The sequence below is a fragment of the Pseudomonadota bacterium genome (assembly GCA_013285445.1).
In the GTDB taxonomy this organism is placed as follows: domain Bacteria; phylum Pseudomonadota; class Gammaproteobacteria; order Xanthomonadales; family Wenzhouxiangellaceae; genus Wenzhouxiangella.
The window spans coordinates 1,562,508-1,575,405 of record CP053448.1; the positions used below are offsets into that span (position 1 = coordinate 1,562,508).

Sequence of the window (12,898 nt, forward strand, 5' to 3'; positions counted from 1 at the left end):
CGCCATGGACAAATCGATGAATAGGCATCATACCGCGCTGATCACCGGCGGCGCATCAGGCCTTGGGGCGGCCATGGCGCGCCGTTTCGCCGATCAGGGCTGGCGCGTGGTCGTGGCCGACCGCGATGAGCCCGGCGCCCGGGCCATGGCCGAGGCGCTGGGTGAGGGGGCAGTGGCGCTGGTCATGGATGTGACCGATCCCGACGACTGGCAACGGGCTGTTGATCACATCACTGAATGCGGCTGGAGTCTGGACGTGCTGATCAACAACGCCGGGGTCGCCGTTGGCGGTTCGCTGGAGGAAACTTCAGTGGAAGACTGGCGCTGGGTGATGGAGATCGACCTGATGGGTGTGGTGTTAGGCTGCAAGGCCTTTGCGCCGCTCATGCGCGAGCGCGGCGTCGGTCACATCATCAACGTGGCCTCGTTCGCGGGCCTGGCCGGCGCACCGCAGATCAACGCCTACGGCACGGCCAAGGCCGGCGTCATTGCCATGTCGGAGATGCTGCGCGTCGAGCTGGCCCCGGCCGGCATCGAGGTCTCGGTGCTGTGCCCGGCTTTCGTTCGCACCCGGCTGACCGAAACCATGCGTGCTCCGGACGACGGCTATCACCGGCGCGTAGAGCGCTGGATGGATTCCTCGCGCATCAGCGCCGAAGACGTCGCCGAAGTCGTCTGGAAGGCGGTCCGTAAGCCGCGCTTCCTGTTGCTGACCCACGGTGACACGCGCTGGCTGTGGCGGCTCAAGCGCTTGCTGCCGGAGCTGTACTACCGAATCATGCTGCGCGGTGCGCGTAAGTTCGCGCGAAGTCATCGGTAAGCTACAGCCTGGGTTCTTCGTCGCCCCAGGTACGAGCCATGATCAGGTAGACGAAGCTGGCTGACCAGGTGATCAGCATGAAGCCGACCAGGGCTTCGGTGCCCGCCAGGAACCGGATTGGTCCGACGGCGTAAAGGTCGCCCCAGCCGACGGTGGTGTAGGTGGTGGCCGAAAAGTACACGCAGTCGAGAAAGTTGAGCGCCTCGTAACCCTCGATGACGCCAAGATCCGCGGCTGATAGCAGGCCCCAGTAGGCCAGGCCGAACAGCCAGATTTCGGCAACATGCGCCAGCAGCAGCGCGAACATCACCAGCAGCAGGGTCGGGCGGTGGTGATGATGGCTGCGCCCGCGGCGGCTTAGGCGCTTGCCGGCCCCCCAGCGGTTGAGACTGGCGATTACTTCGAAGTGCAGTATGATCGCCAGCATGACCACCAACCCCGTGGTCAGCACGACGGTCCATTCCGCGCTGCCGATACTGTTCACATCAATCGATCACGCCCAGGCGCTTGCCCACGCGGGTGAAGGCCGCGACGGCCTGCTCGAGGTGCTCGCGCGTGTGCGCTGCCGAGATCTGCGTGCGAATCCGCGCCTGGCCTTTCGGCACGACCGGGTAGAAGAAGCCGATGACGTAGATCCCTTCGGCGAGCAGCTCATCGGCCATCTTCTGCGCCAGCGGGGCATCGTGCAGCATCACCGGCACGATCGGGTGCTCGCCCGGCAATAGATCGAAGCCGGCCTCGTGCATGGCCTGGCGGAAAAAGCGCGTGTTTTCCGCGACACGGTCGCGCAGCGCGCTCGATTTGGTCAGCATTTCGAACACCTTGAGGCTGGCCGCGACCAGGTGCGGGGCGAGCGAATTCGAGAACAGGTAGGGCCGCGAGCGCTGCCGAAGCATGTCGATGACCGGCTGGCGGGCCACGGTGAAGCCGCCCATGCCGCCGCCCAGTGCCTTGCCGAGGGTGGAGGTAAAGATGTCGACCTTGTCCATCACGCCGTGGTGCTCGGCCGAGCCGCGGCCGGTCGGGCCGAAGAAGCCGGTGGCGTGACAGTCGTCGACCATCACCAGGGCGTCGTACTTTTCGGCCAGGGCGGTGATCTCGTCGAGTTTGGCAACAAAGCCGTCCATGGAGAACACGCCGTCGGTGGCGATCAGGCGCGTGCGCTTGTTCTGCGTGGCCTGGAGGATGTCCTCGAGCGCGTCCATGTCGGAGTTGGGGTAGCGATGGCGCTCGGCCTTGCACAGGCGCACGCCGTCGATGATCGAGGCGTGGTTGAGCTGGTCGGAGATGATGGCGTCCTCCGGCCCCAACAGTGGTTCGAACAGGCCGCCGTTGGCATCGAAGCAGGCCGCATACAGGATCGCGTCGTCCTTGCCGAAGAACGCCGCAATGGTCTTCTCGAGCTGCTTGTGCAGATCCTGGGTGCCGCAGATAAAGCGCACCGAGGCCAGGCCGAAGCCGTGATCGTCGAGCGCGGCCTTGGCCGCGGCGATCACCTCGGGGTGGTCAGCCAGGCCGAGGTAGTTGTTAGCGCAGAAATTGAGCACCCTGCCGCCCTCGAGCGTTTCGATCTCGACGCGCTGCGGCGTGGTGATCTGCCGCTCGCGCTTGTACAGCCCGTCGGCTTCGATTTGTGCGAGTTCGTCCTGAAGTCTTCGGAAAGTTGCGGGGTCGCTCATGTGTTGTTAGCTCCGGTTGATTCGAAGGTTTCAGGTTTACGGTTTACGGTTTCCGGGCGGGCTTCGGATGGGTTTTCCGGAAACCGGAACCCGGAACCCGTAAACCAGAAGCCTATTCGATATTCCCCGTCCAATCGCAGACGACCTTGCCGCACTGGCCCGAGGCCATCAGTTGGAAGCCGGTTTCGAAATCATCGATGGCGATCTGGTGGGTGAGCACCTTGTGCAGCGGGAAGCCGGTCAGCACCATCTGGGTCATCTTGTACCAGGTTTCGTACATGCGCCGGCCGTAGATGCCGTGGACTTCCAGGCCCTTGAAGATGACCTGGTCCCAGTTGACGCCGGCGTCTTTCGGCAGCAGGCCGAGCAGGGCGACCTTGCCACCGTTGTACATCAAATTGAGCAAATCGCGAAAGGCCTGCGGGTTACCCGACATCTCCATGCCGATATCGAAACCGTCGATATCGAGTTCCTCGCGGATGTCGCGCAGGTTTTCCTTGCCGACGTTGACCGTGCGCGTCGCGCCCATGTCGCGGGCCAGCTGCAGGCGATAGTCGTTGACGTCGCTGACGACGATGTGGCGCGCACCGACGTGCCTGGCGATACCTGCGGCGATGATGCCGATCGGGCCCGCGCCGGTGATCAGCACGTCCTCGCCGACCAGGTCGAACTGCAGCGCGCAGTGGGCAGCGTTGCCGAAGGGGTCGAAGAAGGCGGCCAGCTCCGAGGGGATCTCGTCGGGAATCGGCCACAGGTTGGTGGCCGGGACCACCACGTATTCGGCAAAGCCACCGTCGCGGTTGACCCCGATGCCCTCGGTGTTGGGGCACAGGTGCGGTTTGCCGGCGCGGCAGTTGCGGCACACGCCGCAGACGACGTGGCCCTCGGCCGAGACCCGCTGGCCCTGTTCATAGCCCTGTACGCTGGAGCCCAGTGCGGCAATGCAGCCGACGAACTCGTGGCCGAGCACCAGCGGCGGACGGATCGTGCGCTGCGACCACTCATCCCACTGGTAAATATGCAGATCCGTCCCGCAGATGGCGGTCTTCTCGATCTGGATCAGAACCTCGTTCGGTCCGGGTTTGGGTACCGGGACCTCGCGCAGCTCCAGGCCAGGTTCCGGGGTCGGCTTGACCAGGGCGCGCATGTGCTGGGGCATGATCAGGCTCCGCAATGAGTCAGAGTCGGCATTATACCGTTGTGCTTCGTCCGGTCGCGCCAAGCCGGGCGATGAGCGCAGGCAGGCAGCAACCTGCCGGGCCCTGCAGACGCCAGTCAACCAGCCCGGAGAGCGCACTGACTTGCGGATTGATTTCGATCAGCCTGGCGCCGGATTCACGGGCGACCACCAGAACGCTGGCTGCCGGCTGGACTGCCCCGGAGGTGCCGACAATCAGCAGCAGCTGGCTTGTGCGTGCAGCCTCCAAGGACTGCGCCAGTTGGCACGGATCGAGCGCCTCGATCAGTTCGCAAGGTATAGCTGGTTGCCGGTCGCTGTACGTCGTTGGTCAAGCTTCTGCTTGCCGCGGCGACGTTGGCCGCCGCGTGAATAACGACGTGTATTCAGGGGATTGATCGATAAAGCTGCAAGTCATTGGAGAAAACATGCGCATATATCTAATTTACTGATAAATATAGAAAAAGTCTAAAAAACGCTTGACGTCGATCGTCGTCAAGGCGTATAAGGGTACCCAGCGCGGAAGCCTCACGAGGGTGAAGCGGCGCCGGAAGGCTCTCTCCAGAGGAGACTTGGTGGCAGCAACCAGCTGCTAATGATCAGGAGACAAGCGCCGACGCTCTAATCTCAAATTATTCGCGCGCAAGCCCCGGGTTCCAGGAATCCCCGGGGCTTTGTTATGTGGTGATTTACTGGCCATCGGTTCGTTGGTCGTTTCCGTCATTCTTCTTTCCGCCCCGGCGGCTGCTGAGCTGGTGTTTGCGCAGTATGCCCCGCATCTGGTCGTAGGTCAGCCCGAGTTGCCGGGCCGCTTTGCGCTGGTGACCTCCGCTGGCGCTCAGTGCCCGCTCGACCAGCCGCTTTTCCTGCTCATTGAGCCAGGCTCTAAGATCGAGGGCTTCGTGTGCCGGATCCGGGGGAGCCTGGCCATCGGTGTTGCCGTGGCCCGGGTCGGGCCGCCAGGGCGAAGCGAAGGGGTCGAACTGCAGGCGCGTCAAAGGGTCCGACGGGTCCTCGAGGCGATAGACGGCCCGCTCGACCACATTCCTGAGTTCCCGCACGTTGCCCGGCCATGGATGGTCGAGCAGCGCGTCGACGGCCGCCGGACTGAAGCCCGCGAACAGCTCCCGGTCCAGTTCCCGGGTCATGCGCATGGCGAAATGCTCGGCCAGCGGCAGAATGTCCTCGCGCCGTGCGCGCAGCGGTGGCAGGGTAATGACGTCGAACGCCAGCCGGTCGAGCAGGTCGGCGCGCGGAAGCGGCCGTCGGCGGCCAGTGCCGGCAGGTCGACGTTGCTGGCGCTGACCAGGCGCACATCCACCTCCAGCGGCTGGGTCGAGCCCAGGCGCTCGAACTGGCCGTACTCGATCACCCGCAGGATCTTTTCCTGCACCGCCAGGGAGGTGCTGGCGAGTTCGTCGAGAAACAGCGTGCCGCCGTCGGCGCGCTCGAAGCGTCCGGCCCGCTGGCGCGAAGCGTCGGTGAAGGCACCGGCTTCGTGGCCGAACAATTCGGATTCGAGCAGCGATTCGCTGATGGCCGCGCAGTTGAGCTTGACCAGCGGCCCATCCCAGCGCGGCGAGAGAAAATGCAGGCGCTCGGCAATCATCTCCTTGCCGGTGCCGCGCTCCCCGACGATCAGCACCGGTCGATTCAATTCGGCCGCGCGCGAGACATCCTCGAGCACGCCCAGGAAGGCCGGGGATTCGCCGATGAGGGGTTGTTCGGTGCGGTCCATGGTCAGTTGCCGTTTGCGCCTTCCGGAAGGTTACCGCAGGCGGGCGGTCTGCGCAGAGTTCAGGTTGGGGCAGCGTAGGGCGGGCGCATGGCGCGGTTTGCGGTGCAAAAAGCGCCATGTGGCCGACCGGCCACGCGTGTGCCTGACGGACGAGGGGTCAACCCTGGAAATGCGTCGCTATGCGTGAACAGGGTTGAGAGGTTGTCCGTCGCGGATGCGACCGCGACCTACACCATTGCCAACCGTCGCCGTACAATCCCCCCGATGGCCAGGGCGTAGACGACTTATACCTGCCGCGAATGCGGCGCGAGTTGTCCGTCGCGGATGCGACCGCGACCTACACCATTGCCAACCGTCGCCGTACAATCCCCCCGATGGCCAGGGCGAAGACGACTTATACCTGCCGCGAATGCGGCGCGAGCTTTCCGAAGTGGTCGGGGCAATGCCCGGACTGTCAGGCGTGGAATTCCATGGAAGAGGGGGTGGCCGAGCCGACGGCTGCCGCCAGGGGACCGAAGGGGCGCGGTAACTGGTCGGGGACCGCTTCGGTCGAGGTCAGCAACCTGGCCGAGGTGCGGGCCGAGGCGGCCTCCGATCGCCTGCCTTCGGGGCTGAGTGAGCTCGATCGGGTGCTCGGCGGCGGTCTGGTGCCGGGCTCGGTGGTGCTGCTCGGCGGCGATCCCGGTATCGGCAAGTCGACGTTGCTGCTGCAGGCGCAGAATGCCCTGGCCCAGCGCCATGGCAGCCTGTATGTGACCGGCGAGGAATCGGCCGCGCAGGTGGCCATGCGCGCGCGTCGGCTGGGCCTCGATCCGGCGCGTCTGGACTGTCTGACCGAGACCAGCCTGGAGATCATTCTGGCCACGGCCGCCGAGCGTCGGCCGGCCTTTATGGTGGTCGATTCCATCCAGACTTTATGGACCGAGGCGCTGCAGTCCGCGCCGGGTGCGGTGGCCCAGGTACGCGAGTGCGCCGCGCGCCTGGTGCAGTTTGCCAAGAAGACCGGCTGCGCGGTGGTGCTGGTCGGCCACGTCACCAAGGAAGGCGCCCTGGCAGGACCCCGGGTACTCGAGCACATGGTCGATGCCGTGCTGTATTTCGAGTCGGATTCGGGCAGCCGCTATCGGCTGGTGCGGGCGGTCAAGAACCGTTTCGGTGCGGCCAACGAGCTGGGCGTGTTCGCCATGACCGACAAGGGCCTCAAGGCCGTTGCCAATCCTTCGGCCATCTTCCTGTCCGGACAGCAGGACCCGGCGCCGGGCAGCTGCGTGCTGGTCACCCGGGAAGGCACGCGGCCGCTGATGGTCGAGGTGCAGGCGCTGGTGGCACCGTCGAGCCTGTCGAACCCGCGCCGCGTGGCCGTGGGCGTGGACCCCAACCGTTTGGCCATGCTGTTGGCGGTGATGAACCGCCATGCGGGTATCGTGGTCGGGGATCAGGACGTGTTCGTCAATGTCGCCGGCGGCATGCGCATCAGCGAGACCGCCAGCGATCTGGCCATTGCCCTGGCGCTGAAATCCTCGTTGCGCGAAAAACCCCTGCCCAAGGGCCTGGTGGCTTTCGGCGAGGTCGGTTTGGCCGGCGAGCTGCGCCCGGTGTATAACGGAGAAGAGCGCCTGCGTGAAGCAGCCGGTCAGGGATTTGACCGTGCGTTGGTTCCGGAAGGCAATCTCAAGGGCGTCAAGGCGAAAATCGCCGCCAGGGGTTGCCGCACCCTGTCCGACGCGCTGGATCAGGTCTGAAACCGCATTCAGCCCTGATTTACAATGGACGTGCGACCGTCAGCAGGCAGTCTTGACTGCGGCGGACCAACTTCCTGAGGAGTGAGTCATCGTGAATCGTTTGCTGTCCATCCTGTCGATTGGCGTAGCGCTGGCCCTGGCCGCCTGCGTGACGATCAATGTCTATTTCCCCGAAGCGGCGGCAGAGCAGGCCGCCGATCGCTTTATCCGCGACGTGCTCGGCGAGGAGACGCCCGCGGCCCCGAGCACTGAACCGCAGGCGCTGCGCGAGTGGCGCTGGCAGGCCCTGATGCCGGTTTCAGTGGCCTGGGCGCAGTCGCCCGATATCGATATTGATACGCCGCAGATCGAGGCGATCAAGCAGCGTATGGCCGAGCGCCAGCGTGAGCATCTGGCCGGCTGGTTCGATGACGGCGCCATCGGTTTCACGCGCGACGGGCTGATCGAGATTCGCGATCGCTCGGCCGTGGGCCTTGCCGAACGCCGCAACCTTGAACGCGTCGTCAGCGAAGAGAACGCCGACCGCAGCGCGGTCTACCGCGAGATTGCCATCGCCAACGGTCATCCGGAGTGGGAGGATGACATCCGCCAGACATTCGCCCGGCAGTGGATCGCCAATGCGCGGTCGGGGTGGTATTACCAGACCGAGGACGGGGGTTGGACGCAGAAATAGCGAGGGCAGCGGGTTGCGGGTTACGGTTTACGGGTTCCGAACAAAATTGTAGGTCGGGGTTTCATCCCCGACGGACGACCTTTCAATCATGTTCACGCATAGCTACGTGTGTACAGACCTTCTACGTCGTCCGTCGGCGATGTAACGCCGACCTACGCGGTCCTCGATCCGACAACGCGGCCGAGCCGCCCCGCAATCCGTGGAAGATGCCGCCGTAAACCGTAACCCGTAACCCGTAAACCAAAACACCAAAAAGCCAGTATCCATGGGAAGAAAACGCCGGCGTTTGCCGACTGAACCGGTCATTGTTGAAATATCGGATCTTTCGCACGACGGGCGCGGGGTCGGGCGGCATGGCGAGAAGGCGGTGTTCGTGCATGGCGCGCTGCCGGGCGAGACCGTCTCGGCGAAGATTGTCGGACGTAACCGCCGTTTCGACGAGGCGCTTTGCGAGGAAGTGATTGCGGCATCGCCTGATCGGGTCGAGCCCGCGTGTCCCTGGTTCGACCGCTGCGGCGGCTGTGCGCTGCAGCATCTGGACCACACCGCCCAGATTGAGTGGAAGCACAAGCGCCTGGTCGACAATCTCGAGCGCATCGGCCAGGTCAGTCCCGGCCAATGGTGGGATCCGATCTCGGCCGAGCCCTGGCATTACCGGCGCCGCAGCCGCCTGAGCGCGCGCTCGGTGAAGGGAAAGGGCCGCGTGCTGGTCGGTTTTCGCGAGCCGCAGGGACGATTCGTGGCCGATGTCGGCGACTGTCGTGTGCTGCATCCGGATTTGAGCAACCGGCTCGAGAGCCTGTCGGATCTGCTCGGTGAGTTGTCAGTTCATGACGCGGTACCGCAGATAGAGACCGCCAGCGGTGACGGGGCGTCAGCGATTGTCGTCCGCCATCTGCGCGAGCTGACCTCCGACGACGTCATGAAGCTCAAGCGCTGGTCCGACGACAACGCCATCGCAGTTTATCTGCAGCCCAAGGGGCCGGATACGGTCCATCGCCTCTGGCCCGAGACGCACGAATTGAGCTATCGACTCGAGGACTTCGATCTCGATCTGGCCTTTCATCCCCAGCATTTCATCCAGGTCAACGCCGCCATCAACCGGGCCCTGGTCAAGCGGTCTGTCGAACTGCTCGACCCGGGTCGCGATGATCGCGTGCTCGATTTGTTCTGCGGCCTGGGCAACTTCACCCTGCCGCTGGCCACGCGCGCCGGTCATGTCACCGGCATCGAGGGTGCGACCGAGCTGATTGAGGCGGCCGGGGCCAATGCCCGGCGCAACGGCATCGACAATGTCGAGCTGGAAGTCGCCGACCTGACCGAGAATGTTTCGGCCCGGCCCTGGTACCGCGCGGGATTCGACGGCGTACTGGTCGATCCGCCGCGCAGCGGCGCCCTCGAGATCCTGCCAATGATTGCCGGCTCGGGTGCCCGACGCGTGGTCTACGTCTCCTGCAATCCGGGCACGCTGGCCAGGGATGCCGGTGAACTCGTGACCCGGCACGGCTTCCGGCTGGCCGGCGCAGGGATCGCCGACATGTTCCCGCACACCGCACACGTCGAATCCATCGCCCTGTTCGAGCGCACATGACCAAGTCACTGCCCCTCGGGCCGCTGATCGTGGGCATCGACGGTACATCGCTCGACGAGGCCACTGCCGGGATGCTGCGGCATCCGGCGGTGGGCGGCGTGATTCTGTTTTCGCGCAATTACGATTCGCCCGATCAACTGCGCGCGCTTTGCGAAGAAATTCGCGCGCTGCGCTCACCGCGACTGCTGCTGGCGGTCGACCAGGAGGGCGGCCGGGTGCAGCGCTTCCGCGACGGTTTCACGCCGCTGCCGCCGCTGGGCGTGCTGGGGCGCTGGCACGCCTCGCAGCCCGACCGGGCGCGTGATCTGGCCTACCGCCACGGCCGGGTGATGGCCGCCGAAGTGCTCGGCCACGGCGTCGATCTGAGTTTTGCGCCGGTGCTCGATCTCGATCGCGGCAGCCGCGTGATCGGCGATCGCGCCATGGCCTCCGATCCGGCCGTGGTTGCCGATCTCGGCGCCTGGTACCTGGCCGGGATGCACGATGCGGGCATGTGCTGCTGCGCCAAGCATTTTCCGGGTCATGGCTCGGTCGCTGAAGATTCACATGAAAGCGTGGTCGCTGACCCTCGCGGCCGCGCGGAAATTGGCATGGACCTGCTGCCGTTTCAACGGCTGACCAAACGAATTGACAGCGTCATGATGGCGCACGTCTGTTATCCGGCAGTGGATGCGGCGCCGGCCGGCTACTCGCGGGTCTGGATCGGCCAGGTGTTGCGCGGAGACCTGGACTTTGGCGGGATCGTGATCTCCGACGATCTGGATATGGCCGGTGCATCGTCGGCTGGTACCCTGTCCCAACGGGTCGGTGCGGCGCTGTCGGCCGGTTGTGACGCCGTCCTGCTGTGCCGACCGGAATCGGTGGCCGAACTGTTGTCGACATCAAGGTGGCACTGGCCGGCGCTGCATCGCAGCCTGGAAACGCTCTACGGCCGCCCGCTTGCGACCCTGGCTGAACAGGCGCAGGTGCCCGAGTTCCTGGCCTGGCGCAATTCACTGCAGTCACTTCGCTAAAAGGAGCATCATGGAACAGTTGCTGGAGAATCTGGACGGTGTGGCTGGGATACCAGCCTGGGTGATCAAGGCATTCCTGATCATTCTTGCCGCGCTGCTGCTCGAGCTGCTTTACCGAACCTTTGTCGGTCGCCTGGAGCGGCTCGCGGAACGTACGGCGCATCTGTGGGACGACGCGGTGGTCTACGCTGGCCGTCGGCCGATCTCATTGCTGATCTGGTGGCAGGGACTGGTCATGGCGGCGCGCGTCATCGAGCCGCACACCCAGGTGTTCGCCTTTGACAGTGGCCTGGTCAACATGATTCAGCAGCTCGGGTTGGTGGTTGCGGCAACCTGGTTCTTCTTTCGCCTGAGCACCGGCTTCGAGAACGCTTTCATCGAAAAGCGTCGCCGTCTCGACCAGCAAGTCGATATCACCACGGTAACGGTGCTGGGACGCATCGTGCGCATTGCCGTGTTGCTGACCGGTGCATTGACCGCGCTGAGCGTACTGGATATTCCGATTTCGGGCTTTTTGGCCGCCGGTGGTGTCGGTGGCATTGCCGTCGGCCTGGCGGCGCGTGATCTGCTGGCCAACTTCTTCGGCGGGTTCATGGTGTTCATGGACCGGCCGTTCTCGGTCGGTGACTGGGTGCGTTCGCCGGACCAGAACATCGAGGGTACGGTCGAGAAGATCGGCTGGCGCATGACCACCATCCGCAAGTTCGACAAGCGACCCATCTACGTGCCCAATGCGACATTCACCACCATCACACTCGAGAACCCCTCGCGCATGACTCATCGTCGCATTTTCGAGCATGTCGGTGTGCGCTACGACGACTTCGTCCGGGTCGAGTCCGTGGTTGAAAAGGTTCGCGACTACCTGCTCAACCACGCCGATATCGATACCAGCCAGACCACCATGGTTCACATGGACCGGTTTGGCGACAGTTCGATCGATATCATGATCTACTGCTTCACCCACACAGTGGTCTGGACCGAGTACCATCGCGTGCGTGAGCGCGTGTTGCTGGATATTGGCCGGATCATTACCGAACACGGTGCCGAGATTGCCTTTCCGACGCGTACGCTCAAGGTGGAAATGGTCGAACGGCTGGCGCGGGAGCACGACGGGCAGCAAGAGACGACATCATGAAGCCGATGCGACAGCCTCCGATCGAGAACCCAAGCTGGCCGGCCGGCGCCGAGCGACTTGTCGATGCAGTAACGATAGCCGATGCGCTGGATCGCCAGGCGCGACGTCTCAATACCCTCTTTCCGCCTGAGACCATTCTATCCGTGGTTGTGCTGATGAAAGGGGGTATGTATCCGGCCATCGAGCTAATGCGGCGCCTGGGCCGTTCGCTGACCGTCGACTACGTCCATGCAACCCGCTACCGGGACACGACTCGCGGGGGGCGGATCGAGTGGCGACATTGGCCGGCGATTGACCAGCCGGCGCGGCCTGTACTGTTGGTCGACGATATCTTCGACGAAGGGCATACCATGGCGGCGGTACGTGACCGTCTCCAGGCGGAGGGCGTCGAGTCGGTGACCACCGCTGTACTGGCACTCAAGCAGCACGACCGCGGGCTGGCTCGTGACTGGGTTGATGATTTTGCCCTGGAGGTGCCCGATCGCTACGTGTTCGGCTGCGGTATGGACTACCAGGGCCTGTGGCGCCAGCTTGACGAGATCTGGGCGCTCCCCTCATGAGCCTGGCGATCATCGGCGGGACCGGAGCAGTCGATCTGTTTGAACCGGGTGAAATTCGCCGGATCGAGACCACTTATGGGCAGCCCTCGGCGGCGCCATGTCGCGTGCGCATCGGACAGCTGTCGGCCTGGTTTCTTGCACGGCACGGCCGGCCCCACCGGATTCCGCCGCACTGCGTCAACTATCGTGCCAACATCGAGGCACTGCGCAGTCTTGGTGTGCGTCGCGTCCTGGCCCTGAACGCCGTCGGCGGGATCGCCGACAGCCCGGGTACCGGTGGGCTGGTGATACCCGACCAGGTTATTGACTACACCTGGGGACGCCCACATACCTTCAGCGACGGCGCCCACGTGCCGCTGAAGCATATCGAATTTGCCAGCCCGTTTGACGGGCCGCTTCGACGCGCCGTGCTGGCGGCTGCCGGTCAAGCGGACATTGCGGTACACGATGGCGGTTGTCTGGCCGTTACGCAGGGTCCGCGGCTTGAAACAGCGGCGGAAGTCCGGCGCCTGGCCCGGGATGGAGCAACGCTGGTCGGCATGACCGCCATGCCCGAGGCGGCGCTGGCACGCGAAGCGGGTCTGGATTACCTCAGCCTGTGTATCGTGGCCAACCCAGCGGCGGGACTGGGCGATGAGGCCATCAGCGAGGCTGCGATCCACGCCGTGCTGGCCGGCGCCATGCGTCGCGTTCATGCTCTGCTAGAAGCGCTCAGCGTGAAAGAATTGTGAAAATGTGAACTGTTTCTCTCTGATTTTTCTTGGGTTTTA

The 12,898-nt window shown here is 64.3% G+C and carries 12 protein-coding genes and 1 pseudogene; 8 read left to right on the forward strand and 5 right to left on the reverse strand.

From position 1 onward, the window contains the following. The first annotated feature begins 16 nt into the window (after window positions 1-16). Window positions 17-820 carry an SDR family NAD(P)-dependent oxidoreductase gene (locus HND55_07080; GenBank protein ID QKK02430.1) on the forward strand — a complete coding sequence of 268 codons (804 nt, stop codon included), beginning with the start codon at window positions 17-19 and terminating at the stop codon, window positions 818-820. Window position 821: 1 nt separating this feature from the next. Here the strand turns inward: HND55_07080 and HND55_07085 are convergent, their stop codons facing one another. The 5 genes and pseudogenes from HND55_07085 to pspF all read right to left on the reverse strand — a co-directional run bounded on the left by HND55_07085 (window position 822) and on the right by pspF (window position 5,414). Next, window positions 822-1,247 (reverse strand): two pore domain potassium channel family protein, encoded by a 426-nt coding sequence (locus HND55_07085; GenBank protein ID QKK04029.1) that lies wholly within the window; start codon window positions 1,245-1,247, stop codon window positions 822-824. Between the two features lie 58 nt (window positions 1,248-1,305). Next, entirely contained in the window at window positions 1,306-2,499 is a 1,194-nt protein-coding gene (kbl, locus tag HND55_07090) for a glycine C-acetyltransferase (GenBank protein QKK02431.1), read from the reverse strand. 112 nt (window positions 2,500-2,611) lie between these two features. Further along, complete coding sequence (gene tdh, locus HND55_07095) at window positions 2,612-3,646, reverse strand: L-threonine 3-dehydrogenase (protein QKK04030.1); 1,035 nt, start codon at window positions 3,644-3,646, stop codon at window positions 2,612-2,614. Window positions 3,647-3,689: 43 nt separating this feature from the next. Beyond that, a complete protein-coding gene (locus HND55_07100; GenBank protein QKK02432.1) occupies window positions 3,690-3,926 on the reverse strand; it encodes a hypothetical protein in 237 nt (78 codons plus the stop codon). Window positions 3,927-4,365: 439 nt separating this feature from the next. Beyond that, window positions 4,366-5,414, reverse strand: a pseudogene (pspF, locus tag HND55_07105) (phage shock protein operon transcriptional activator). Window positions 5,415-5,788: 374 nt separating this feature from the next. Here pspF and radA point away from each other — a divergent pair. The 7 genes from radA (at window position 5,789) to HND55_07140 (ending at window position 12,859) form a co-directional block, all read left to right on the forward strand. After that, window positions 5,789-7,156: a DNA repair protein RadA gene (radA, locus tag HND55_07110; GenBank protein QKK02433.1), complete on the forward strand. Its 1,368-nt coding sequence runs from the start codon at window positions 5,789-5,791 to the stop codon at window positions 7,154-7,156. 91 nt (window positions 7,157-7,247) lie between these two features. Continuing rightward, complete coding sequence (locus HND55_07115) at window positions 7,248-7,829, forward strand: YdbL family protein (GenBank protein ID QKK02434.1); 582 nt, start codon at window positions 7,248-7,250, stop codon at window positions 7,827-7,829. Window positions 7,830-8,094: 265 nt separating this feature from the next. Then, on the forward strand, window positions 8,095-9,420 hold the full coding sequence (gene rlmD, locus HND55_07120) for a 23S rRNA (uracil(1939)-C(5))-methyltransferase RlmD (GenBank protein ID QKK02435.1): 1,326 nt from the start codon (window positions 8,095-8,097) through the stop codon (window positions 9,418-9,420). Between the two features lie 8 nt (window positions 9,421-9,428). Continuing rightward, entirely contained in the window at window positions 9,429-10,433 is a 1,005-nt protein-coding gene (gene nagZ / locus HND55_07125; protein ID QKK04031.1) for a beta-N-acetylhexosaminidase, read from the forward strand. Between the two features lie 10 nt (window positions 10,434-10,443). Beyond that, window positions 10,444-11,568, forward strand: a complete 1,125-nt coding sequence (locus tag HND55_07130; protein QKK02436.1) for a mechanosensitive ion channel family protein — start codon at window positions 10,444-10,446, stop codon at window positions 11,566-11,568. Continuing rightward, window positions 11,565-12,128, forward strand: a complete 564-nt coding sequence (locus HND55_07135; protein QKK02437.1) for a hypoxanthine-guanine phosphoribosyltransferase — start codon at window positions 11,565-11,567, stop codon at window positions 12,126-12,128. The genes HND55_07130 and HND55_07135 overlap by 4 nt, the downstream gene beginning before the upstream one ends. Then, complete coding sequence (locus HND55_07140) at window positions 12,125-12,859, forward strand: S-methyl-5'-thioinosine phosphorylase (protein ID QKK02438.1); 735 nt, start codon at window positions 12,125-12,127, stop codon at window positions 12,857-12,859. Before HND55_07135 ends, HND55_07140 begins: the two co-directional genes overlap by 4 nt. The last annotated feature ends 39 nt before the right edge of the window (window positions 12,860-12,898 follow it).